This is a genomic window from Pseudomonas sp. Ga0074129, assembly GCA_001465025.1.
Lineage (GTDB): Bacteria > Pseudomonadota > Gammaproteobacteria > Pseudomonadales > Pseudomonadaceae > Aquipseudomonas.
In genome coordinates this window covers 18,553-41,413 of sequence record LNDO01000113.1, presented here as the reverse complement: position 1 = coordinate 41,413, position 22,861 = coordinate 18,553, and the positions used below count along the sequence as shown (strand labels likewise).

At 61.0% G+C, this 22,861-nt stretch carries 20 protein-coding genes; 9 read left to right on the top strand and 11 right to left on the bottom strand.

Features of this window, described 5'->3' with window-relative positions; translation table 11 throughout:
• Positions 1-2 precede the first annotated feature (2 nt).
• Positions 3-587, top strand: a complete 585-nt coding sequence (locus AUK77_RS17860) for a cob(I)yrinic acid a,c-diamide adenosyltransferase (RefSeq protein WP_296132485.1) — start codon at positions 3-5, stop codon at positions 585-587.
• A 175-nt stretch (positions 588-762) separates the two neighbouring features.
• Here AUK77_RS17860 and AUK77_RS17855 read toward each other — a convergent pair whose 3' ends face one another.
• The 6 genes from AUK77_RS17855 to AUK77_RS17830 all read right to left on the bottom strand — a co-directional run bounded on the left by AUK77_RS17855 (position 763) and on the right by AUK77_RS17830 (position 8,514).
• On the bottom strand, positions 763-1,626 hold the full coding sequence (locus tag AUK77_RS17855; protein ID WP_296132523.1) for an RluA family pseudouridine synthase: 864 nt from the start codon (positions 1,624-1,626) through the stop codon (positions 763-765).
• Positions 1,627-1,664: 38 nt separating this feature from the next.
• Complete coding sequence (locus tag AUK77_RS17850; protein ID WP_296132482.1) at positions 1,665-2,624, bottom strand: Nudix family hydrolase; 960 nt, start codon at positions 2,622-2,624, stop codon at positions 1,665-1,667.
• Entirely contained in the window at positions 2,621-3,253 is a 633-nt protein-coding gene (locus tag AUK77_RS17845) for a glutathione S-transferase family protein (RefSeq protein ID WP_296132479.1), read from the bottom strand. Before AUK77_RS17845 ends, AUK77_RS17850 begins: the two co-directional genes overlap by 4 nt.
• 126 nt (positions 3,254-3,379) lie before the next feature.
• On the bottom strand, positions 3,380-4,597 hold the full coding sequence (gene argJ, locus AUK77_RS17840; RefSeq protein WP_296132477.1) for a bifunctional glutamate N-acetyltransferase/amino-acid acetyltransferase ArgJ: 1,218 nt from the start codon (positions 4,595-4,597) through the stop codon (positions 3,380-3,382).
• A 140-nt stretch (positions 4,598-4,737) separates the two neighbouring features.
• The gene (secA, locus tag AUK77_RS17835) at positions 4,738-7,470 is read right to left on the bottom strand and encodes a preprotein translocase subunit SecA (RefSeq protein ID WP_296132474.1); all 2,733 of its coding nucleotides are present in this window, start codon (positions 7,468-7,470) and stop codon (positions 4,738-4,740) included.
• A gap of 117 nt (positions 7,471-7,587) precedes the next feature.
• Positions 7,588-8,514 (bottom strand): M23 family metallopeptidase, encoded by a 927-nt coding sequence (locus AUK77_RS17830; protein WP_296132463.1) that lies wholly within the window; start codon positions 8,512-8,514, stop codon positions 7,588-7,590.
• Between the two features lie 80 nt (positions 8,515-8,594).
• On the opposite strand from AUK77_RS17830, the gene AUK77_RS17825 reads away from it, so the two are divergent.
• From AUK77_RS17825 to cueR, 3 genes are all read left to right on the top strand, one after another.
• On the top strand, positions 8,595-9,050 hold the full coding sequence (locus tag AUK77_RS17825) for a DciA family protein (protein ID WP_296132521.1): 456 nt from the start codon (positions 8,595-8,597) through the stop codon (positions 9,048-9,050).
• A 143-nt stretch (positions 9,051-9,193) separates the two neighbouring features.
• Positions 9,194-11,587, top strand: a complete 2,394-nt coding sequence (locus AUK77_RS17820; RefSeq protein WP_296132460.1) for a heavy metal translocating P-type ATPase — start codon at positions 9,194-9,196, stop codon at positions 11,585-11,587.
• 111 nt (positions 11,588-11,698) lie between these two features.
• The gene (gene cueR / locus AUK77_RS17815; RefSeq protein ID WP_296132457.1) at positions 11,699-12,112 is read left to right on the top strand and encodes a Cu(I)-responsive transcriptional regulator; all 414 of its coding nucleotides are present in this window, start codon (positions 11,699-11,701) and stop codon (positions 12,110-12,112) included.
• A gap of 195 nt (positions 12,113-12,307) precedes the next feature.
• Here cueR and AUK77_RS17810 read toward each other — a convergent pair whose 3' ends face one another.
• Positions 12,308-12,895: an HAD family hydrolase gene (locus AUK77_RS17810; RefSeq protein ID WP_296132455.1), complete on the bottom strand. Its 588-nt coding sequence runs from the start codon at positions 12,893-12,895 to the stop codon at positions 12,308-12,310.
• Positions 12,892-13,761 (bottom strand): acyl-CoA thioesterase II, encoded by an 870-nt coding sequence (gene tesB / locus AUK77_RS17805; RefSeq protein ID WP_296132452.1) that lies wholly within the window; start codon positions 13,759-13,761, stop codon positions 12,892-12,894. The genes AUK77_RS17810 and tesB overlap by 4 nt, the downstream gene beginning before the upstream one ends.
• A gap of 176 nt (positions 13,762-13,937) precedes the next feature.
• Between tesB and AUK77_RS17800 the strand changes: the two genes are divergently transcribed.
• Together AUK77_RS17800 and ampC are read left to right on the top strand one after the other, a co-directional pair.
• Positions 13,938-14,858, top strand: a complete 921-nt coding sequence (locus AUK77_RS17800) for a histone deacetylase (RefSeq protein ID WP_296132450.1) — start codon at positions 13,938-13,940, stop codon at positions 14,856-14,858.
• 56 nt (positions 14,859-14,914) lie between these two features.
• Positions 14,915-16,081 (top strand): class C beta-lactamase, encoded by a 1,167-nt coding sequence (gene ampC / locus AUK77_RS17795; RefSeq protein WP_296132448.1) that lies wholly within the window; start codon positions 14,915-14,917, stop codon positions 16,079-16,081.
• 103 nt (positions 16,082-16,184) lie between these two features.
• Here ampC and AUK77_RS17790 read toward each other — a convergent pair whose 3' ends face one another.
• On the bottom strand, positions 16,185-17,318 hold the full coding sequence (locus AUK77_RS17790; RefSeq protein ID WP_296132446.1) for an aminotransferase class V-fold PLP-dependent enzyme: 1,134 nt from the start codon (positions 17,316-17,318) through the stop codon (positions 16,185-16,187).
• 113 nt (positions 17,319-17,431) lie between these two features.
• Between AUK77_RS17790 and AUK77_RS17785 the strand changes: the two genes are divergently transcribed.
• The 3 genes from AUK77_RS17785 (at position 17,432) to AUK77_RS17775 (ending at position 20,220) form a co-directional block, all read left to right on the top strand.
• The gene (locus AUK77_RS17785; RefSeq protein ID WP_296132444.1) at positions 17,432-18,673 is read left to right on the top strand and encodes a TIGR03862 family flavoprotein; all 1,242 of its coding nucleotides are present in this window, start codon (positions 17,432-17,434) and stop codon (positions 18,671-18,673) included.
• A gap of 86 nt (positions 18,674-18,759) precedes the next feature.
• Positions 18,760-19,761 (top strand): response regulator, encoded by a 1,002-nt coding sequence (locus AUK77_RS17780; RefSeq protein ID WP_296132443.1) that lies wholly within the window; start codon positions 18,760-18,762, stop codon positions 19,759-19,761.
• A 3-nt stretch (positions 19,762-19,764) separates the two neighbouring features.
• Positions 19,765-20,220, top strand: a complete 456-nt coding sequence (locus AUK77_RS17775; protein WP_296132440.1) for a PAS domain-containing protein — start codon at positions 19,765-19,767, stop codon at positions 20,218-20,220.
• Positions 20,221-20,289: 69 nt separating this feature from the next.
• Here AUK77_RS17775 and AUK77_RS17770 read toward each other — a convergent pair whose 3' ends face one another.
• Both AUK77_RS17770 and zapE read right to left on the bottom strand, forming a co-directional pair.
• Positions 20,290-21,630 carry a DEAD/DEAH box helicase gene (locus AUK77_RS17770; protein ID WP_296132438.1) on the bottom strand — a complete coding sequence of 447 codons (1,341 nt, stop codon included), beginning with the start codon at positions 21,628-21,630 and terminating at the stop codon, positions 20,290-20,292.
• Positions 21,631-21,766: 136 nt separating this feature from the next.
• Positions 21,767-22,861: a cell division protein ZapE gene (gene zapE / locus AUK77_RS17765; protein ID WP_296132436.1), complete on the bottom strand. Its 1,095-nt coding sequence runs from the start codon at positions 22,859-22,861 to the stop codon at positions 21,767-21,769.

Genomic DNA, 22,861 nt, shown 5'->3' with positions numbered 1-22,861 from the left:
ACATGGGTTATCGTCTTTCGAAAATCTACACCCGCACCGGCGACGGCGGCGAAACCGGCCTGGCCGATGGCCGCCGCGTGACCAAGGATCACCCTCGGGTGGATGCCATGGGCGAAGTGGACACGCTCAACAGCCATATCGGTCTGCTGCTGGCAGATATGGCCGAGCACACCAACCAATGGCCGGGGCTGACGGAGATTATCGAGGTGCTCGCGCCCTGCCAGCATCGCCTGTTCGACCTCGGCGGCGAGCTGGCGATGCCCGACTACCAAGCCTTGCAAGCCCCAGAAATCGAACGTTTGGAAGTGGCTATAGACCGCTGGAACGAAGAAGTTGGCCCGCTGGAAAACTTCATCCTGCCCGGCGGCTCGCGCCTCATCGCCCAAGCCCACGTCTGCCGCAGCCTGGCCCGCAGCGCTGAGCGCCGCTGCCAACACCTGAATGCCGTGGAACCGATTCGCAGCGAGGGGCTGGCCTACGTCAATCGCCTGTCAGACCTGCTGTTCGTCGCGGCGCGGCTGATCGCCAAGCGTCAGGGCATCGATGAAGTGCTGTGGCAAGCGGCCGCCAAAGAACCCAGCGCGTAAGTTGGATGACGTTATTCTTATCCAGCCGTAGCCCGGATAAGCCTTAGCGCAATCCGGGATCTTTGATGCGTGCGCAGCTTTTCCCGGATTACATCCGGGCTACAAGGCTGCGCCGCACCCCGGTGAACGTATATCGCGTAGGGTGGATGGATAAAGTGCCATACACCCTATGACGTCACAGCAGACTAAGTCGGCTTTCGAAACTGCGCCGTTCGCCGGTAAGCGGGTCGATAAAGCTCAGCCCACGGGCCAATAACTTGAGCGGTTTGCTGTAGTCATCCGGCGCATTGGGCGCGTCCGTGACCTCGGGGTAGAAGGGATCATTGAGGATCGGCGCACCCAGCGCCGCCAAGTGCACGCGCAGTTGATGTTTTTTCCCCGTCACCGGATACAGCCGGTACAGCCAGTGCTCACCGAGGCGCTGGGCGACTTCGATACGGGTTTCCGTGTTGGCCTCACCGGCCACTTCCTGCATGCGAAAAAACGGCTCAGCGCCGTCCAGTCGTGTTGCCCTCAGCAGTGGGAATTGCACATGTGGCAAAGCCGCCGCCAGTGCTTCGTAGCACTTGTCCATTTGCCGTAAACGAAACAACGCTTGGTACTGACCACGGCTGGCTGGCTGGGTGGAAAACAACACCAGCCCGGCGGTGTGCCGATCAATCCGGTGCAGCGGCACCAGATCAGCATTGCCCAGCCGTTTGGCCAGCCGCGCCTGCAAGGTTTGCTCAACGTATTCACCGGCGGGCATCACCGGCAAAAAATGCGGCTTGTCGGCCACCAGCAGGTGCTCATCCTGATACAGCACGGACTCTTCGAAGGGAATCGGCGTTTCCGCCGGCACCTCACGAAAATAGTGCACTTTGAGCCCTTCACGGTACGTGGCCTGCAGCGTTAACGGCCGGCCTTGCGCATCCAGCACCCGGCCACGGCCGAAGCGCTCCAGCCACACCGCGGGGGCAATGGCCGGGAAGTGCGCGCACAAGCACTCAAACACCGTGGCCCATTGCCCACGCGGCAGATGCAGGGTACTGGGGCGCATATTCGAGGGTGAACGCGCGTCAACGGCCTTCGACAGACTCACTCCGCAGCCTCACCTGAGGCCGGCCAGAAGGCGCGAATACCCGCCACGCCCTGAGCCCCAGCCTGCCAGGCACGCGCCGTGTCGGCTGGCGTTACGCCGCCCAGCAGATACGCCGGCTGGTTAAAGCCCTGCAACCATTCACTCACCTGCGCCCAACCCAAAGGCTGCGCGTCCGGATGCGTCTGCGTGGACTGCACCGGTGACAGCGTGACGAAATCCACGCCCATCTTCGTAGCCAGCTCCAGCTCGTCTCGCGAATGACACGACGCCGCCAACCAACGCTGCGGCGGAAACGGCCGCCCGGCCGCGCTCAACTCGCGCAACTGCTGCGCGGTCAGGTGCCAACCGGCCGCGGGAAAATCGCCCAACCACTCCAGCGGTCCCTTGAGCATCAACTGCGCCTTGCCCGCACAGAGGCCCAGAGCATCGACGGCAATATCGCGGTACTGCGCATCGAACATGGCCGGGGCGCGCAGTTGCAGCAGGCGAACACCGTTTTTCAGCGCCGCCTGAATACCGCGCAGCAGTTCCGGCCCACTCAGGCCTTCGGGGGTAATCAGGTAGTGCTCGGGCAGCCGCGCAGCCGCCACAATCGGCCGGTTGGCCGCCGGAAAATCATAATTGGGCAAATGCCGCGGGCTGACCCACGCCAACGGCTGACCTTCTGCCCCATGCGGCTCGCCGTTAAATGCCGACACCTCCCAGACATCCAGCAACACCTGTTTGTCCGGGTAATCGTGGCGCACCTGAATCAACGGCCGCGCCGCATTGGGGCGAATGCCCAACTCCTCCTCCAGCTCACGGGCCAGCGCCGCCTGCACCGTTTCACCGGCCTCGACCTTGCCGCCCGGAAACTCCCACAACCCACCCTGATGCTGATCATCCGCACGCTTGGCGAGCAGAATTTGCCCATCAGCACCGCGAATTACCGCAGCGGCCACATGAATACGCTTCACGCCAGTTGTTCCTCCTGAGCGGCTTGATACCAGCGCTGGAACGCTGGCCATTGATAAATCGTCTCGACATAGGCCGCCGCCACGGCGGGCAGCGTCACCTGATAGCTGCGCAATCTGGCGGCTACCGGGGCAAAAAAGGCATCTGCCAGGCCGGCTTGGCCAAACAGAAAGCCGCCGCTCTGACCGAAACGCTGTCGACACTCGGCCCACAGAGCGCAGATACGCTGAATGTCGGCCAAGGCATCGGCCGGTATCTCTGTCAGCGCCTTATTACGCTTGAGATCCATAGGCAGGTGGCTGCGCAGTGCGACAAAGCCGCTGTGCATCTCCGCGCACATGCTACGCGCCAGCGCGCGCGCCGCTCGGCTTTGCGGCCACAGCTGAGCGGCAGGAAAACACTCGGCCAGGTATTCGCCAATCGCCAGCGAATCCCAAATCGCCCCGTCATCGCTGATCAGCAGCGGTACTTTGCCGGTCGGCGAGTGCTGCAAAATCCGCGCGCGGGTATCAGGGCGGTTCAGGGTAATCAGCTGTTCGCTATAGGGCGCGCCGGTCAACTCCAGCGCCAGCGCCGCACGCAGCGACCAGGACGAATAGGTTTTGTCGCCAATAACCAGAGTAAGTGACATGGGCAGCGCTCGGTGCGAGAAGGTCAAATGACCTTAAAAGGCGACTGGCGCAATAGCAAATTCCCGTTGTTCATGGGGGCATGAACAACGGGAATGCCGGCAGTCAAACAGCAGGGGCGTGACGGATCAGGTGCGGTATTCCGCGTTGATCTTCACGTACTCGTGGGACAGGTCGGTGGTCCAGATGGTTTCGCTGCAGGTGCCGCGGCCCAACTCAATGCGGATGGTGATTTCTTCTTTAGCCATCACCGCAGCGCCCTGCTCTTCGGTGTAAGTGGCTGCGCGGCAGCCACGGCTGGCAATGCACACTTCGCCGAGGAATACGTCAATCAGGCTGACATCCAGTTGCGCCACGCCAGCATAACCAACGGCCGCGAGAATACGGCCCCAGTTCGGGTCAGAGGCGAACAGTGCGGTTTTGATCAATGGCGAATGAGCCACGGCGTAGCCCACGTCCAGGCATTCCTGATGCGTCGCACCACCGTTAACCTGCACGGTGACAAACTTGGTCGCGCCCTCACCGTCGCGCACGATGGCTTGGGCAACGTCCATGCACACGCCAAATACAGCGTCTTTAAGCTTGGCAAACAGGTCGCCGCTGGCCTGGGTGATTTCTGGCAGAGCGGCTTTGCCGGTGGCGATGAGCATGCAGCAATCGTTGGTCGAGGTGTCGCCATCAATGGTGATGCGGTTAAACGACTTATTCGCCGCGTCGCGCAGCAAGTCTTGCAACACGGCCTGGGCCACTTTGGCGTCGGTAGCGATGTAACCGAGCATGGTCGCCATGTTCGGACGAATCATCCCGGCGCCCTTGCTGATTCCGGTCACGGTCACGGTCACGCCATCGTGCTGGAACTGACGGCTTGCGCCTTTGGGCAGGGTGTCGGTGGTCATGATGCCGGTGGCGGCTTCAGCCCAGTGGTTTTCGTCCAAATCATCAAGCGCAGCCTGTAGGGCGCCTTCGATCTTCTCAACGGGCAGCGGCTCGCCGATCACCCCGGTGGAGAACGGCAGCACCGCGCTTTCTTCAACGCCGGTCAACTGGGCCAGCGCCGCGCAGGTACGCTGAGCGTTTTGCAGGCCTGGTTCGCCGGTGCCCGCATTGGCGTTGCCGGTGTTGGTCAGCAGATAACGGACGTTACCCAGCACGCGTTTCTTGGCCAGGATTACCGGTGCTGCGCAGAACGCATTGAGGGTAAAAACGCCTGCCACGCTGGAGCCTTCGGCACAGCGCATCACCACTACATCCTTGCGCCCGGGGCGCTTGATGCCCGCCGAAGCGATGCCCAACTCGAAACCTGGAACCGGGTGCAGGGTAGACAACGGGCCAAGACCAACAGCCATAACGAACGCTCCTTGAGGTTTGATACATCTGAATGCGATGGTAAAACGCCGCGAACGGTCAGACCGTTCGCGGCGTTGTTCTAGCAGGGTCAAGCATAGCCAACGTCACTGTCGGCTTAACCCGCGCTACAGCGGTCGGCTTAGCTGACCTGACCGTGGCAATGCTTGTACTTCTTGCCGGAACCACAGGGGCACGGCTCGTTGCGACCAATTTTCGGCTCGGTGCGCACGGGCGCAGCGGCAACCGCCACGTCGCCTTCTTCATCAGCCACTTCTGCCATCAGCGCGGACGCTTCGGCGTGCTGGAATTGCATACGCTCGGCCAGTGCCTGAGCCTCGCGGCGCAAACGCGCTTCCTCTTCAGCCGGGTCTTCACGGCGCACTTGTACGTGCGAGAGTACGCGGATGGTGTCGCGCTTGATCGAATCGAGCAGTTCCTGGAACAGGGTGAACGACTCGCGCTTGTATTCCTGCTTGGGGTTCTTCTGCGCATAACCACGCAAGTGAATGCCGTGACGCAGGTGATCCATGGTCGACAGGTGGTCTTTCCACAGATCGTCCAGCACGCGCAGCAGAATTTGTTTCTCGAAGGTGCGCAGGGCTTCGGCGCTGGCTTCGTTTTCTTTCTCGTTGTAGGCGCTGATCAGCTCATCGAGAATCCGCGCGCGCAGGGTTTCTTCGTAGAGTTTGTCGTCTTCGTCGAGCCATTGCTGGACCGGCAGGCGCAGGTTGAAACTGCTGAAAAGCGCTTCTTCCAAGCCGGCGATGTCCCACTGCTCTGGCAGCGACTGCGGTGCGATGTGCGCGTTAATGGTGTTATCCAGAACTTCACGACGGAAATCGGCGATGGTCTCGCCAATATCGTCAGCCGCGAGCAAGGTGTTGCGCATGTGGTAGATCACCTTGCGCTGCTCGTTGGCCACGTCGTCGTATTCGAGCAACTGCTTACGCATGTCGAAGTTGCGGCCTTCAACTTTGCGCTGGGCTTTTTCGATGGCGTTGCTGACCATACGATGCTCGATGGCTTCGCCAGACTGCATGCCCAGAGCCTTCATAAAGTTCTTCACCCGATCAGAGGCGAAGATGCGCATCAGGTTGTCTTCCAGCGACAGGTAAAAACGGCTGGAGCCTGGGTCACCTTGGCGGCCAGCACGGCCACGCAGCTGGTTATCGATACGGCGCGATTCGTGACGCTCGGAGGCGATCACGTGTAGACCACCGGACTCAATCACTTGCTGATGGCGTTTCTGCCAATCGGACTTAATCTGCGCAATCTGCTCAGGTGTTGGGTTTTCCAGGTTGGCGACTTCCACTTCCCAGTTGCCGCCCAACAGGATGTCGGTACCGCGACCGGCCATGTTAGTGGCGATGGTCAGCGCGCCCGGACGACCGGCCTGAGCAATGATCTCGGCTTCTTTTTCGTGGAACTTGGCGTTAAGCACCTTGTGCTCGATGCCTTCCTGGTTGAGCAGTTTGGACATGTGCTCAGAGGTTTCGATGGTGGCCGTACCGACCAGCACCGGACGCCCGAGGGCCATGCTTTCCTTGATGTCGGTGACAATGGCGGCGTACTTCTCATCCGCAGTCAGGTACACCAGGTCATTGAAATCTTTACGGGCCAGCGCACGGTTGGTCGGGATCACGATCACCGCCAAACCATAAATCTGATGGAACTCGAACGCTTCGGTATCAGCAGTACCGGTCATACCGGACAGCTTGTTGTACAGGCGGAAGTAGTTCTGGAAGGTGGTCGAGGCCAAGGTCTGACTTTCGGCCTGGATCGGCAGGCCTTCTTTGGCTTCGATAGCCTGATGCAGGCCTTCTGACAAACGACGGCCCGGCATGGTCCGGCCGGTGTGTTCGTCAATCAGCAACACCTGGTTGTTCTGCACAATGTATTCAACGTTGCGGTTGAACAGCTTGTGCGCGCGCAGACCGGAGTAAACGTGAGTCAGCAGACCCAGGTTATGCGCCGAATACAGGCTCTCACCCTCGGCCAGCAGGCCGACTTCGGTGAGCATCTCTTCAACATACTGGTGGCCGGCTTCGTTCAGCTCAACCTGACGAGCCTTCTCGTCGACCTTATAGTGGCCTTCTTGGGTGACGACACCCTCTTCTTCCTCGACATGCAATTTCAGGCGAGGAATCAGCTTGTTGATTTCGGTGTACAGGCGCGAACTGTCTTCGGCCTGACCGGAAATGATCAGCGGCGTACGGGCTTCGTCGATGAGGATGGAGTCCACTTCGTCGATCACGGCAAAATTCAGCTCGCGCTGGAATTTTTCTTCCAGGCTGAAGGCCATGTTGTCGCGCAGGTAATCAAAGCCAAATTCGTTGTTGGTGCCGTAGGTGATGTCGGCCGCATAGGCCGCACGTTTTTCTTCCGGCGGCATAAACGGGGTGACGATACCCACGCTCATACCAAGGAATTCATAAAGCGGACGCATCCAGTTGGCGTCACGACGGGCCAGGTAATCGTTGACCGTCACCACGTGCACGCCCTTACCGGACAGTGCGTTCAGGTACACCGCCAAGGTTGCCACCAGGGTCTTACCCTCACCGGTACGCATCTCAGCGATCTTGCCTTCGTGCAGGGTCATACCGCCCGTCAACTGTACGTCGAAGTGGTGCATGCCCATCACACGCTTACCGGCTTCACGGGCGACGGCAAAGGCTTCAGCCAGCAGTTGGTCAAGGGTTTCGCCTTTAGCCAGCCGCGCCTTGAACTCTTCAGTCTTGGCACGCAGTTGCTCATCGGACAGAGCAATCAACTGCTCCTCGAAGGCATTTACGGACTGAACCGCCTTGAGCATGCGTTTAACTTCACGCTCGTTCTTGCTTCCAAAGAGTTTCTTCAACAAAGGCGCAAACATATCGACGGGATCTTCCAGGCGTATGGATTGTGGGTAACCGAAAAGCGACCCATGCAGCCCTCATGGCTGCGTGCGAAGCGGGCATTCTACCCGGAAACGCGAATGAGGAAAGCTACGTTATTCGTCCTCGCCAACACGAGCGATATAGCTGGCTGGATTGACCAAACGGCCACCTTTGGTGACCTCAAAATGCACGTGATAACCACTGGCGCGACCACTGCGCCCAACCTTGGCTATGGTCTGCCCACGCTGCACAAGGTCACCAATGTGCACCACGTTACTCTGGTTGTGCGCGTACAAGGTGGTGTAGCCATCCGCGTGGCTGATTTCAACGGTATGCCCGTAACCGGACCTCATACCCGAGAAGCTCACTACGCCTGCGGCCACCGCAACAACATCGCTGCCCGGTTTAGCGGCAAAGTCGACACCCTTGTGCTGGGTATTACGGCCAGTGAGCGGGTGCACACGACGACCGAACGGCGAAGACATATAGCCTTGACGTACCGGCATGCCGGAAAGGTATTCGCCCTCACTCAACTGACGCTCACCGATCATCTGCTCCAGCACTTCGAGCAATTGCTCACGGCTGTCCAGGCGCACGCTCAGCTTATCCAATTCATCCATAAAGGGCGGTGGTGCGTAGGCAGCATCGCCCATGGCGTCTTCTGCACCGCCCTGGCCGACATTGAGGGAGAAATCGAACTCGCTGGCGTCCAGATCAGCCAGTTCGGTTAAGCGCGCACCCAAAGCATCCAGGCGCGTCAGGCGCGCTTGCAGTTCGGCCACATGCACGGCAAACGCATCCAGTTGCAATTGAGCATCGCGCCGCACTTCACCCACTTCAGCACGCTGTTGATCCAATGCCAGGTTTAACTGCTGCTCGTCTGGGACAACAACGGTGGCAGGTGCCCACCATGCGCCGACCGCTACACCGCCAGACAGTGCCGCGGCCATCACGATCAACAGTGACAGCACAATCCAGCGCAAATCCAAGCTAATAGAGCGAGCAGCACCGTGGTGCCGACTGAGCAAAATAATCTGCATGAGCGTTCCCTTGTGGTGAAGCCCGGAAGTTGGCAGCGACTCTGCTACCATGGCGGCTTCACTTATTCAGGCGTCCTGCCATGACTTTTCGTCCTTTGCCGGCTCGGGCTCCCGCCGCACTGATGCGCGAGGCGAAACCCCTAAAGGCGCTGTTCAATCAAGCGCAACGTATTGATCGCTTGCAGCACCTGCTAGAGAGCCAATTGCAGCCTGCCGCCCGCGAGCACTGCCATGTTGCTTCATGGCGCGAGGGTTGCCTGCTGCTGGTAATCACTGATGGCCACTGGGCCACCCGCCTGCGCTATCAGCAAAAAAGACTGCTGAAACAGCTGCAGAACCTTGAAGAGTTCGCGACCTTAACGAAGATCCTGTTCAAGGTGCAACCTCCGACTGCCGAAAGGCGTGCGCCGGGTCGCACAATCAACCTGTCGGATTCGGCCGCGGAAAACATTCAGGCCACCGCTGAAGGCATCAGCGATCCCAAGCTGCGCGCAGCCCTTGAGCGCCTGGCCAATCACCGGAAAAGCACATCCTGACCAATCTTGGCGCGCGCTCTTCATTTGGTGCGCGGCCGAGATTTTAAGCCTCAGTCAGTGTCATATGCGTGCGACCAAACACTGCTTGACCTTACCAAGGTGGCAAGGTTGATGCTGTTAGCTCACTTGATGGAGCACCTCTTATGACCTCGCTCATTACCTATGACCTGCCGATCAGCGGCATGACCTGCGCCAGTTGTGTCGGACGGGTTGAGCGCGCATTGAGCAAGGTGGCGGGCGTCGCAAACGTCAGCATCAACCTGGCCAGTGAGCGCGCCCGTATCGAAGCGCCGACAGGCCATATGCAGCAACTGGTTGAGGCTGTTACTCAAGCCGGTTATGAGGTGCCCAGCGAGCAACTGGACTTGGCCCTGAGCGGCATGACGTGCAGCAGTTGCGCCGGGCGCATCGAACGGGTTCTGGCCCAACAAACTGGCGTATTAGCCGTGAGCGTAAACTTCGCCAGCGAACGGGCACACCTGCACATGCTGCGCGGCAGCGACACACAACCGCTTTTGCAGGCGGTGAATCGCGCGGATTACAAAGCCAGCCTGATCAGTGACCCACGCACCGCCGAGAAGACCGCCGCCACTGCATTGCGTCACGAACGCTGGATCTTGCTGCTGGCCATTATGCTGACCCTACCGCTGGTCGTGCCCATGCTCGCTGAGCCCTTTGGCCTGCATTGGATGCTTCCAGCTTGGGCGCAGTTTGCCTTGGCAGCGCCGGTGCAATTTATCGTCGGCGCACGTTTTTACCGCGCCGCCTGGAGCGCCCTGCGCGCCCGCGCCGGCAATATGGATCAGCTGGTGGCCATCGGCACCAGCGCCGCATTTGGCCTGAGCCTGTATCAATGGGCCGTGACGCCAGCAGGCAGCATGCCGCACCTGTATTTCGAAGCCTCGGCGGTGATCATCACCTTGATTCTGCTGGGCAAATACCTGGAAAGCCGCGCCAAACGGCAAACCAGCAGCGCCATCCGTGCCTTGCAGGCTTTGCGCCCGGAGCGGGCGTTACGCCTGCAAGAGGGCGCTGAGCAATGGGTCAGCCTGGCTGAGTTAAAGCTGGGCGACCGTGTTGTGGTCAAGCCCGGCGAACGCTTCCCGGTCGATGGCCAGGTGATTGAAGGCCAGAGCCACGCCGATGAAGCGCTGATCAGCGGTGAAAGCCTGCCGCAACCCAAACAGCCCGGTGACCGCGTAACGGCCGGGGCCATCAACGGCGAGGGCCGCCTGCTGATCGAAACCACGGCGCTGGGTGCCGAGACCGTGCTGTCGCGCATTATCCGCCTGGTCGAAGAGGCCCAAGCAGCGAAAGCCCCGATCCAGAAGCTGGTGGATAAAGTCAGCCAGATTTTCGTCCCCAGCGTACTGCTGATTGCCCTCGCCACGCTGAGCGGCTGGTTGTTGTATGGCGCGGGGATCGAAACCGCGCTGCTCAACGCCGTGGCGGTGCTGGTGATCGCCTGTCCCTGCGCGCTTGGTTTGGCGACGCCCACCGCGATAATGGCCGGCACCGGCGTGGCGGCGCGCCACGGCATTCTGATCAAGGACGCCGAAGCGCTTGAAGTCGCCCATGCCGTTACCCAAGTGGCCTTCGACAAGACTGGCACCCTGACCGCCGGCAGCCCACGCATTGCTCACCTGCGCGCAGTCGACGGCGACGACGCTCAATTGCTGCAGTTGGCCGGTGCCCTGCAACGCGGCAGCGAGCATTCGCTGGCCAAAGCCGTGCTCGACCGCTGCGCCGAACAGCATTTGACCCTCGCCGAGGTCAGCCACAGCAAAGCACTGGCCGGGCGCGGGATTGCCGGACAGATGGGTGAACGGCAACTGGCGCTGGGCAACCAGCGCTTACTGGATGAACAGGGCTTACCGGCAACTGAACTGGCCGCCGACGCCTTGGCCTGGGAGGCCGAAGGTCGCACTCTGTCGTGGCTACTGGTGCTGGCACCGCAGCCACGGGTATTGGGCCTGTTCGCCTTTGGCGACACGCTCAAGCCCGGAGCGGCGCAGGCCATCGCCGCATTGACTGCGCAAGGCATCGACAGCCACCTGATCAGCGGTGACAACCATGGCAGCGTGCAAGCCGTGGCCGACGCCCTAGGCATCAGCGCCGCACATGCCAACGTGCTGCCGGCAGACAAAGCCGCGATCATCAACGCAATGAGGAAGGATGGCGTGGTGGCCATGGTCGGTGACGGCATCAACGATGCGCCAGCCCTGGCGGCGGCCGATGTTGGTATTGCCATGGGCAGCGGCACTGACGTGGCCATGCACGCCGCCGGTATCACCCTGATGCACGGCGACCCACGCCTGGTAGCCGATGCGTTGGATATTAGTCGGCGCACCTACAACAAGATTCGGCAAAACCTGTTTTGGGCCTTCGCCTATAACCTGATCGGCATACCGCTGGCCGCCGCCGGCCTGCTCAACCCCATGCTCGCGGGGGCGGCCATGGCGCTGTCCAGCGTCAGCGTAGTGAGCAATGCTCTGCTGCTGAAAACCTGGAAGCCGAAGCGTTCGGAAAACCCGTAGCCCGGATGAAATCCGGGAGAGATTGGCCAGAGTGCGAATTTCCCCGGATTGCATCCGGGCTACCTAGACAGGATTAAAACCCCGACCTCACCACAGCGCGTGGAGAACCTGATGAATATCGGCCAAGCCGCCAAGAAAACCGGCCTGAGCGCCAAGATGATTCGCTACTACGAAAGCATCGACCTGCTGCCTGCCGCCGGGCGCAGCGACAGCGGCTATCGCCTGTACAGCGCACCAGACCTGCACCGTTTAGCGTTTATCAAACGCTCACGCGACCTGGGTTTTTCCCTGGCCGAAATCAGCCAACTGTTGGCCTTATGGCAAGACCGTCAACGCGCCAGCGCCGACGTCAAAGCCCTGGCCGCCGCACACATCCGCGAACTGGAGCACAAAATCAGTGAACTCAGCGGCCTGCGCGACACGCTCAGAGACTTGATGGAAAGCTGCCAGGGCAACGACCGCCCGGACTGCCCGATCCTCAAAGACTTGGAATCAGGTTGTAGCCATAAGGCAGATCACGCGTAGGGTGGATGACGCTTCAGCCATCCACCCTTTGCGGTCCTATGGTCGATGAAAAGAGCGTCAACTACGCGCCCCGACTCACCCTACAACCGCAGCGATTAACCGTAGCCCGGATGCAATCCGGGGTATCGATTGTGGCAATAAAACCGGATTCCCGGATTGCACCGCGCTTATCCAGGCTATATGAGTGCATCTGCCCTACAACGCCTGCTGCAACGCCCGGCAATCCAAGGCGAAATGATCAACCAATTCCGGCCAAGGGTTTTCCGGCAGGTTGACCAGCACGCTGCGCGCCCCGGCAGCGCGGGCGCATTCCAGGTCAAAGCGGTAATCACCGACCATGACCAACTCACTCGGCGCGACCTGCCAGGTTCTGGCGAAATGCAGCAGGCCGCCCGGATCCGGTTTTGGCGGCGCTTCATCGCGGCCGATCACATCAGGCACGGCAAAACAGTCATCCAGCCCAATCGCGCGCAAGGTCAACAGCGCCAACTCATGGGCATTGCGGGTCAGGATGCCCAAACGGCAACCACGCTCGCGCAGTTCCCGCACCAGCTCAATCGCACCCGGTGCCGGTTGTGAAGCCAGTGCCAGTTCGCGCTCGTGCTCCAGCAACCAGGCATGTTTGGCGGCGGCCACCGCCTCTGGCAGCGACGCCAGATGGCCGAGGATGTCCTCCGCCAAGGGAATATCCAGCGCCCGCTTGATGGCCTCGAAATCATGCACCGCCAGGGTCAGGGTGCCGTCCATGTCGAACACCCAATGGCGGGCCGCGCTCAGGCTCATTTCCAGTCCTCGCGCACGCGGGTCAAGCCCTCCTGCGCCACCGAGGCCACTAACTGGCCTTGACGATTGAAGATGCTGCCACGGGCAAAACCACGGGCGTTACCGGCCCAGGGGCTGTCCATGCTGTACAGCAGCCAGTCGTCCATGCGCAGGTCAGAGTGGAACCACAGCGAATGGTCGAGGCTGGCGACCTGCATAAACTTCTGCCACACCGACACGCCATGCGGCAGCATCGAGGTGGTCAACAAATTGAAATCGCTGGCGTAGGCCAGCAGCAACTTGTGCAGTTGCGGCTCATCCGGCAACTCACCCGCCGCGCGAAACCACACATGCTTGACCGGGTCGCACGGCTTGGGCGCGAACGGATTGCTCAGGGTCACCGGCCGAATTTCAATCGGCTTATCGCTAATCGCCCGCTCACGCATGCGCTCGGGCAAGGCATTGACCACCAAACGGGCCAGCTCGGTTTCCGATTTCAGCTCATCCGGCCCCGGCACATCCGGCATCGGATTCTGGTGATGAAAGCCTTCTTCATCGAACTGGAACGAGGCGCTGCAGGTAAAGATCGGCTTGCCCTTCTGGATCGCCGTCACCCGCCGCGTGCTGAAACTGCCACCGTCGCGCACGCGATCGACCTGATACACCACCGGCAATGCCGCATCGCCAGGGCGTAAAAAATAGCCATGCATGGAGTGCACATGGCGCTCAGGCTCAACCGTCTGGCTGGCCGCTGAAACGCATTGACCGAGCACCTGACCGCCGAATAACTGGCGAAAGCCGAGGTCCTGGCTGACGCCACGAAACAGATTTTCTTCGATGGTTTCCAGGGTCAGCAGGGCGACCAACTCACTCAACACCTGACTCATGCATGCTCTCCGGTTAACGCTGGGGGCGAGATGGTAAAGGCTTCGCCCGGCTTTGTCGACCCATCCGAACGATGGATGTGGACAATAATGGCAGCATTCCGGCCACGTGGCCTACGGACTTGAGGCAAGCCGGGCTGCTGGCCATACTGCGGTCACCCCCGTTTGAGCTCAGCCCCATGCGCCTGCCGCTGGTCTACCACGACGATTACAGCCCGCCCTTCCCGGCCAGCCACCGCTTCCCCATGGAGAAATTTCGCCTGCTGCGCGATCACCTGGTGGACAGCGACCTGTGCACCGAAACCAGCCTGCTGCGCCCGGATTTATGCCCCGCCGAGGTGCTGGCTTTGGCGCATTGCCCGGCCTATATCCAGCGCTTTGCCAGCGGCGAACTGGCCTATGAAGAGCAGCGTCGCCTCGGCTTGCCGTGGAGTGCCGCCCTGGCCCAGCGCACCGTGCGTGCTGTGGGCGGCTCGTTGCTGGCCGCTGAGCAGGCGCTGCAACACGGCCTGGCCTGCCACCTGGCCGGCGGCACCCACCACGCGCACTACGATCACCCGGCCGGCTTTTGCATCTTCAATGACCTAGCGGTGATTAGTCAGTACCTGTTGGCCAGCGGCAAAGCCCAGCGTGTGCTGATCTTCGACTGCGACGTGCACCAGGGCGACGGCACCGCGCGCCTGCTGGAAAACACCCCTGAGGCGATCACCATTTCACTGCACTGCGAAAAGAACTACCCGGCGCGCAAAGCCGCCAGCGACTGGGATATCCCGCTGCCCAACGGCATGGGCGATGACGACTACCTGAAGGTGGTCAACGACACCCTCAATTACCTGCTGCCCCTGTATCAGCCCGATATCGTGCTGTATGACGCCGGTGTCGACGTGCACCAGCACGACGCCCTCGGCTACCTCAACCTGAGCGACGCTGGCATCGCCGCCCGCGACGAAGCCGTGCTCAACCACTGCCTGGGCCGCGACATCCCGGTGGTCGGGCTGATTGGCGGCGGTTACGACAAAGATCGCCACGCGTTAGCAAAACGCCACGGCATCCTGCACCACAGCGCCACCAAGGTCTGGCAAGTGCGCGGGTTGGGATAAAAGCGCCACAGGCGCTGTCACATCGCGCACCTTCACGACCCAGGAATTCGCCTCGCATGCACGCAACGCTCAGCCCCCTGCCGGCCCTGCTCGCCGCACTCGCATTCGGCACTGCCGCACACGCCGACGACACACTGCAGCCACGGGTAGACGACATCATCCGCCCGGTGATGGCGCAGTTCGATATCCCCGGCATGGCCGTGGCGATCACGCACAACGGCCAGGCGCACTACTTCAACTATGGCGTGGCGCGCCTGGACGACCCGCAGCCGGTGAGCAGCGACACCCTGTTTGAAATCGGCTCGCTGAGTAAACCCCTCACAGCCACTCTCGCCGCGCTGGCGCATACCACCGGCAAGCTGAGCCTCGCCGACAGCGCCGGCCAGCACTGGCCCGAGCTGCAAGGCAGCAAGCTGGAACACGCAAGCCTACTCAACCTCGGCACCTACACCGCCGGCGGTCTGCCGCTGCAGTTCCCCGACACCGTGACCAACCCGGCCAGCATGCTCGCCTATTACCGCCAGTGGCAGTCTGAATACGCCGCTGGCAGCCATCGGCGATATTCCAACCCCAGCATTGGCTTGCTCGGCCATCTCACCGCACGCAGCATGGGCCAGCCGTTCCCCGCCTTGATGGAGGGCACGCTGTTCCCCGCGCTCGGCATGCCGCACAGCTATATCCAGGTGCCCGCTGCGCAGTTGCCGCGCTATGCCTACGGCTATAGCCAGGACAACCAGCCGCTGCGGGTCACGCCGGGCATGCTCGACGCCGAAGCCTACGGGGTGAAAACCAACGCCCGGGACATGCTGCGCTTTGTCCAGGCCAACCTTGATCCGGCCAGTCTCACCGAGGACCTGCAACGCGCCATCGCCATCACCCACACCGGTTATTACCGCGTCGGCGAGATGACCCAGGGCCTCGGCTGGGAGCGTTACCCCTATCCGATCAGTCTGGAACGCCTGCAAGCCGGCAACTCCCCAACCATGGCCCTGGAGTCGCAACCGGCCAAACGCCTCGCACCGCCGGAAACAGCGCCAGCCGACAGCCTGTTCAATAAAACCGGCTCAACCGGCGGCTTCGGCGCCTACGCGGTGTTTGTTCCCAGCCAGAACTTCGGCCTGGTCATGCTGGCCAACAAGAACTACCCCAACGCAGCCCGAATCAAAGCGGCGCACGCCATACTGAGCACCTTGGATGAGTCCACTCGCGAGCCTGAGGAATAACCGTAGGATGACGTTGAACTTAGCGATACCCATCGGCCGGTATCGCTGCAACGCCAGGAGAGTGATGGGTATCGCTAAGTTCCACCCATCCTACAAGCCGGTCCTACCCCGCCAACACCTTCTCCAGCGCCTGCTCAAAGGTCGCTACGGTGCGGTCGATATTGCCCAGTTTGTCCAGCCCGAATAGCCCCAAGCGGAAGGTCTGGAAGTCCGCCGGCTCGTCGCACTGCAGCGGTACACCGGCAGCGATTTGCAGGCCCTGGGCGGCGAATTTGCTGCCGTTTTTGATGCTGGCATCGTCGGTGTAGCACACCACCACACCGGGGGCTTCAAAACCGGGGGCGGCGACGCTTTTGAAGCCTTTACGGGCGAGCAAGGCGCGCACACGCTCACCAAGTTCCTGCTGCTGGCTGCGCACCTTAGCGAAACCAATGGTTTCGGCCTCGCGCATGGCATCGCGGAAACGCGCCAGGGCATCGCTGGGCATGGTGGCGTGGTAGGCGTGGCCGCCTTGTTCGTAGGCCTGCATGATCTGCAGCCACTTTTTCAGGTCGCAGGCAAAGCTGGTGCTTTGGGTCGCTTCGACGCGGGCCTGGGCGGCTTCGCTGAGCATCACCAGGGCGCAGCACGGCGAGGCGCTCCAGCCTTTTTGCGGGGCACTGATCAGCACGTCCACGCCGCACGCTTGCATGTCCACCCAGAGGGTGCCGGAGGCAATGCAGTCGAGCACAAACAAACCGCCCACGGCATGCACGGCATCACTCACCGCGCGCAGGTAGTCGTCCGGCAGGATCATGCCTGAGGAAGTTTCCACATGCGGGGCAAAGACCACCTTGGGTTTTTCCAAGGCGATCACCGCCAGCACATCGGCCAGCCGCGGCGGGGCGTAAGCGGCTTGGCTGCCTTCACTGATCGGGCGGGCCTTGAGCACAATTGATTCAGACGGAATTTGGCCCATCTCGAAAATCTGCGTCCAGCGGTAACTGAACCAACCGTTGCGCAGCACCAAGCATTTGTGCCCAGTGGCCAACTGGCGCGCCACGGCCTCCATGCCATAGGTGCCGCTACCGGGCACCACGGCCACGGCATGAGCGTTGTAAACCTGCTTCAGGGTGCTGGAAATTTCCCTCATCACGCCCTGAAACGACTGCGACATGTGATTGAGGGAGCGGTCGGTGTAGACCACTGAGTATTCGATCAGGCCGTCGGGGTCGATGCTGGGGTAAAGGTTGGACATACAGGGCTCCAGTCAGAAATTGTCCTCACGACCCTGCCCGAAGCCGGTGCAAATGACAAGGCGCACGCCGCCTCAGTTAGAATGCACGCCCTTAATTCCCGCCCGATATCGCCATGACCGACAACCGCCAACCACCAGCCTCTCGCGTTGCCATTATCGGCGGCGGCCCCGCCGGGCTGATGGCGGCCGAAGTGCTGGCCCAGGGCGGTGTGCAGGTCGATCTTTACGACGGCATGCCGTCAGTTGGCCGCAAGTTCCTCCTTGCCGGTGTGGGCGGCATGAATATCACCCACGCGGAAGCCAAACCGGCGTTTATTGGCCGTTACGCCGAACGCCAAACGCAGGTGGCTGCCTGGCTGGACGACTTCGATGCCGATGGCCTGCGCAGCTGGATTCACGGCCTGGGTATCGACACCTTCGTCGGCACCTCGGGGCGGGTGTTCCCCACCGATATGAAAGCCGCACCGCTGCTGCGCGCCTGGCTCAAACGCCTGCGCGAACTGGGCGTGCAGCTCCACACCCGGCATCGCTGGCTGGGCTGGGAGGCGGACGGTGCACTGCGCATTGCCACCGCTAATGGAGACATTCAGGTGCGAGCTGACGCCACCCTGCTGGCGCTGGGTGGTGCGAGCTGGGCGCGACTGGGTTCGGACGGCGCGTGGGTCAGCCTGCTGGAAGCGCGCGGGGTGTCCATAGCGCCATTGCAGGCGAGCAATTGCGGCTTTGACGTCAGCGCCTGGAGCCCGTTTCTGCGCGAGAAATTCGCCGGGGCACCGCTGAAGAATGTCAGCCTCAACCTGCTTGGTGGCGTGCCCCGCTTGGGCGAATGCGTGCTCACCGCCAGCGGCATCGAGGGCAGTTTGGTGTATGCCCTGTCGGCGGCGATTCGCGAAACGATCAACCTGCACGGCAGCGCCACCGTGCAACTGGATCTGCTGCCGCAGACGCCGCTGAACAAATTACAGACAGCCCTAAGCAAACCACGCGGCGCGCATTCCATGGCCAAACACCTGCATCGTCAGGCGGGAATCGATGGCGTCAAAGCCGCGCTGCTGCGTGAATTGGCCAGCGCTGAGGCTTTTAACGATCCCATGCAACTGGCAGAGGCGATCAAGGCCTTGCCCATCAGCTTGATCCGCCCGCGCCCGCTGGATGAGGCCATTAGCACAGCCGGTGGTGTGCCCTTTGCGCAACTCGACCCGCACCTGATGGTTAAACAGCTGCCCGGTACCTTCTGCGCCGGGGAAATGCTCGACTGGGAAGCCCCAACCGGCGGCTACCTGCTGACCGCCTGCTTTGCCAGCGGCCGCTGCGCCGCACAGGGCATTCTCACCTGGCTACAGAGCGGCAGATAAGCACGCACACCTCAGCTCAAGCGGCTATGCTTGGAAAAAACCGTCCCAGAACGGTGTTCTTCCACGCGTACAGGTAATCTCCAGCCGTGATTCCACTAGTGGTCTGTGACGACTCGAATATGGCGCGTAAGCAGTTGATCCGCGCCCTGCCAGCCGAATGGCCGGTGACTATTAGCCAGGCCACCAACGGCCAGGAGGCACTGGCCGCCCTGCGCCAAGGGTTAGGCCAGGTAATGCTGCTTGACCTGACCATGCCGGTGCTCGACGGCTACGAAACCCTCGCCGCGATGCGTGCCGAAGGCCTGGTCTGCAAAGTGGTGGTGGTGTCGGGTGACGTACAGGATGAAGCCGTTCGCCGCGTCAAAGAGTTGGGCGCGCTGGCCTTTATCAAAAAACCGGCCGATCCCGAGACACTGCGCAGCACCCTGCTTGAGCTAGGTCTGTTTGACCCCAAAGCCACGCCAACGGCCGTCGCTCAGGCGGCGGTGCTAGATGAGCTGAAGGTCAACTTCCGCGACGCCCTGCGCGAAGTCACCAACGTTGCCATGGGCCGCGCTGCCGCATTGCTGGCCAAAGTGCTCGGTGTGTTCGTGCAGTTGCCGGTGCCGCAGGTAAATATCTTCGAAGTCAGTGAACTGCACATGACCCTCACGGATGCCATGCGTGGCGAACGTTTGAGCGCGGTGTGCCAGGGTTTTATTGGGGATGGCATTGCCGGTGAAGCCCTGCTGCTGTTCCACGATTCGGAAGTCGCCGACATGGCCAAGTTGCTCGGCTGGCAACCCAAAGACGACACCCAGACCTCGGAAATGCTCCTGGATCTGGCGAGCATTCTTACTGGCGCCTGCCTGGCTGGGATCGCCGAGCAGATCGACGTGCGCTTCTCGCAGGGCCACCCGCAACTGCTGGGGCAGCACTCATCTATCGAACGACTGATTCACCTCAACCAACGGCGCTGGCGCAAGACACTGGCCATTGAAGTGAGCTACAGCCTGGAAGCGCACAGCATCCACTTCGACCTACTGCTGCTGTTTACCGAAGATTCGATCAAGCGCCTGACCAACAAACTCAACTACCTGATGAATTAAGCCATGCCTGCACAAATCGACATCAAAGAGGTTCACTGGCTGCTCGATATCGTGCAATGCATTGATGTCGGCGTGATCGTGTTGGATCGCCAATACCGGGTAGAAGTGTGGAACAGTTTTATGGAAAACCACTCCGGCATGGGCCCGGATGAGGTGCACGGCAAAACCCTGTTCAGCCTGTTCAGTGAAATTGACGAAGCCTGGCTGCGACGCAAAGTCGATACGGTGGTGGCCCTGGGCACGCGCGCATTCAGCCTTTGGGAACAGCACCCGTACCTGATGCACTTCAAGAATTACCAGCCGATCACCGGCCAGGAAGAATTCATGTACCAAAACATCACCCTGCTGCCACTGGGCGGCGCAGGCGATGCGGTGGAGCATATTTGCGTGGTGATCTACGACATGACCGCCGCCGCCACCCACAAGAAACAACTGGAAGCGGCGCAGGCCAATCGCTAAGCGATTGGCCTGAGAGCGGCGCATACGCGCAAAAGACGCCGCCGGATTGCATCCGGGCTGCGGTTGAGATTACTTAACAAACTTACCGGGCTTACCCGCTTTGCCGCCAAAACTCGGCACCTTGCGCACGGCCTTGACCGACGGCGCGGCCGGTTCATCAGCCTCCATCCAGCGCCCTAGGCTGCCGCTTTTGCCGCCGCCCACCACTTTGGGCTTTTTGGCTTTCTTCGGTTTTTTCACCACTTGGCCACCGGGCAAGGTCTGCGGCACGCGGTGGTCGGGGATAAAGTCGGGCTCGTCGACACGTTGCAGCACTTGTTGCGTCAGGGTTTCGATGGCCGAGAGCAGTTGCACTTCATCAGCGCAGACCAGCGACACCGCCTGACCGGTGGTGCCAGCACGCCCGGTACGACCGATACGGTGCACGTAATCTTCGGCCACGATGGGCAGGTCGAAGTTGACCACCAGCGGCATGTCGTCGATATCCAGCCCGCGAGCCGCCACATCGGTGGCCACCAGCACCTTGATCTCACCATCCTTGAAACGCTGCAACGCACGCTGACGGGTAGCCTGCGGCTTATCACCGTGGATTGAGTCGGCGCTGATGCCGTGGCGCTGCAACTCGGCTTCCAGTTCATCGACGCCCTTGCGGGTTTTCACGAAGACCAGCGCCTGGCTCCAGCGCTTGCTCTGGTAAAGATGCAGGAAGAGTTCGGTCTTGAGTTTTTTGTCCACCGGGATCAGCCATTGCTTGACCGATTTGGCGGCGGCGTTACGTGGGCTGACTTCGATGCTCAGCGGGTCATTGAGCATCTCACCAGCCATGCTGCGAATGGCTTCGGAGAAGGTCGCGGAAAACAGCAAGGTCTGGCGCTTTTTTGGCAGTGCGCGGAACACGCTTTCCAACTCGTTGGCAAAGCCCAGATCAAGCATACGGTCGGCTTCATCCAGCACCAGGGTTTGCACCTGATTGAACTTCACCGCGTTCTGCCGGAACAGGTCGAGCAAGCGCCCAGGGGTGGCCACCAGCACGTCCACGCCTTTACGCAACTTCATCATCTGCGGGTTGATGCTTACCCCGCCATACACCGCGTAGCTGCGCAGCGGCAGATGCTCGCCGTAGGTGAGAAAGCTCTGCAGTACTTGCTCAGCCAGCTCACGGGTCGGCACCAGCACCAGCGCGCGCAGCGAATTACTGGCCACTTGAGGGCCTTCCATCATCAGCCGTTGCAGCACTGGCAGGGCAAAGCCTGCGGTTTTACCGGTGCCGGTTTGCGCGGCGGCCATTAGGTCGCGACCTTGCAGCACCGGCACGATGGCCTGGGCCTGTACGGCAGTGGGAGTTTTATAGTCGAGGCTGTCGAGGGTACGCAGCAAAGGCTCGATCAGGCCGAGGGAGGCAAAGGTCATAGGGCTAACCGCAGAGAAAAGTCGATGGCGCAGAGTTTATCCTGCTTGGGCGCAGACGGCCCGGTTGTCTTCAGTAGGCCATCAATACAAAGCCCGGATTAATCCGGGCTTTGTATGCACGCGTAAACGCGTTGGATCAGGGCTTGTGCGGGCGCGCGAGAAACTCATGCGACTGCATTTCCAGCAGGCGACTCAGGGTGCGCTGGAACTCGAAGTTGAGACGGCCACCGGTGTAGAGGTCTTTAAGCTCCACTTCTGCCGAGATGATCAGCTTGACGTTGCGGTCGTAGAACTCATCGACCAAGTTGATAAAGCGCCGCGCCATATCATCTTTAGCGGTGCTCATCTGCTCGACGTTGGCCAGCAACACGGCGTGGAAGATCTTGCCCAGCTCGATGTAATCGTTTTGGCTGCGCGGGCCATCGCAGAGTTCGCGGAAGTCGAACCAAGCCACGTCGTCACCGATCTTGCGCGCAGTGATGGCGCGATTTTCGATCATCAGCGGCTCGTTCTCCTGCACCGCGCAATGCTCGGGCAGCAGGCTGCTGAAGCTTTTTTGCAGGCTTTCTTCGGCGGCGGCATCCAGCGGCCAGTGATACAGCTCAGCTTGCTCCAGCGCGCGCAGGCGGTAATCGATGCCGCTGTCGACGTTGACGATCTCGGTGTGCTGCTTGAGCAGGGCAATCGCCGGCAGGAAGCGTGCACGCTGCAGACCATCTTTGTACAAGCCGTCAGGCACGATGTTGGAGGTCGCAACCAGGCTGACGCCGTTCTTGAACAACTCTTCCATCAGGGTGGCGAGGATCATCGCATCAGTAATGTCGCTGACGAAAAACTCGTCGAAGCAGATGACCTTGGCTTCGTCGGCAAAACGCTTGCCGATGATGGTCAGCGGGTTCTTTTCGCCTTTGAGCGTGCGCATTTCTTCATGCACGCGCTTCATAAAGCGGTGGAAGTGCGTACGCACCTTGCGCTCGAACGGCAGTGCATCGAAGAAGGTGTCGACGAGGTAGGTCTTACCACGCCCAACGCCGCCCCAGAAATACAGGCCCTTGACCGGCCCCTGCGGCTTTTTGCCGAACAGCTTGCCGAACACGCCGGCACCGCCCTTCTCGGCGGCGACCAGGTCGTCATACAGGCGTTGCAGGTGACGTACCGCTGTTTCCTGCGCTGCATCATGGAAGAAATCAGGGCGTTTAAGGTCAGCCTGGTAGCGTTCTAGAGGAGTCAT

What these genes read in the sequence shown, in the direction of transcription:
- AUK77_RS17790 (WP_296132446.1), bottom strand. Translation starts at nt 17,318, where the DNA reads ATGTCCAACCTTTACCCCAGCATCGACCCCGACGGCCTGATCGAATAC.
- cueR (WP_296132457.1), top strand. Translation starts at nt 11,699, where the DNA reads ATGAATATCGGCCAAGCCGCCAAGAAAACCGGCCTGAGCGCCAAGATG.
- AUK77_RS17775 (WP_296132440.1), top strand. Translation starts at nt 19,765, where the DNA reads ATGCCTGCACAAATCGACATCAAAGAGGTTCACTGGCTGCTCGATATC.
- AUK77_RS17855 (WP_296132523.1), bottom strand. Translation starts at nt 1,626, where the DNA reads ATGCGCCCCAGTACCCTGCATCTGCCGCGTGGGCAATGGGCCACGGTG.
- AUK77_RS17810 (WP_296132455.1), bottom strand. Translation starts at nt 12,895, where the DNA reads ATGAGCCTGAGCGCGGCCCGCCATTGGGTGTTCGACATGGACGGCACC.
- AUK77_RS17785 (WP_296132444.1), top strand. Translation starts at nt 17,432, where the DNA reads ATGACCGACAACCGCCAACCACCAGCCTCTCGCGTTGCCATTATCGGC.
- AUK77_RS17820 (WP_296132460.1), top strand. Translation starts at nt 9,194, where the DNA reads ATGACCTCGCTCATTACCTATGACCTGCCGATCAGCGGCATGACCTGC.
- AUK77_RS17830 (WP_296132463.1), bottom strand. Translation starts at nt 8,514, where the DNA reads ATGCAGATTATTTTGCTCAGTCGGCACCACGGTGCTGCTCGCTCTATT.
- AUK77_RS17770 (WP_296132438.1), bottom strand. Translation starts at nt 21,630, where the DNA reads ATGACCTTTGCCTCCCTCGGCCTGATCGAGCCTTTGCTGCGTACCCTC.
- AUK77_RS17860 (WP_296132485.1), top strand. Translation starts at nt 3, where the DNA reads ATGGGTTATCGTCTTTCGAAAATCTACACCCGCACCGGCGACGGCGGC.
- tesB (WP_296132452.1), bottom strand. Translation starts at nt 13,761, where the DNA reads ATGAGTCAGGTGTTGAGTGAGTTGGTCGCCCTGCTGACCCTGGAAACC.
- secA (WP_296132474.1), bottom strand. Translation starts at nt 7,470, where the DNA reads ATGTTTGCGCCTTTGTTGAAGAAACTCTTTGGAAGCAAGAACGAGCGT.
- AUK77_RS17800 (WP_296132450.1), top strand. Translation starts at nt 13,938, where the DNA reads ATGCGCCTGCCGCTGGTCTACCACGACGATTACAGCCCGCCCTTCCCG.
- ampC (WP_296132448.1), top strand. Translation starts at nt 14,915, where the DNA reads ATGCACGCAACGCTCAGCCCCCTGCCGGCCCTGCTCGCCGCACTCGCA.
- AUK77_RS17845 (WP_296132479.1), bottom strand. Translation starts at nt 3,253, where the DNA reads ATGTCACTTACTCTGGTTATTGGCGACAAAACCTATTCGTCCTGGTCG.
- AUK77_RS17825 (WP_296132521.1), top strand. Translation starts at nt 8,595, where the DNA reads ATGACTTTTCGTCCTTTGCCGGCTCGGGCTCCCGCCGCACTGATGCGC.
- zapE (WP_296132436.1), bottom strand. Translation starts at nt 22,861, where the DNA reads ATGACTCCTCTAGAACGCTACCAGGCTGACCTTAAACGCCCTGATTTC.
- argJ (WP_296132477.1), bottom strand. Translation starts at nt 4,597, where the DNA reads ATGGCTGTTGGTCTTGGCCCGTTGTCTACCCTGCACCCGGTTCCAGGT.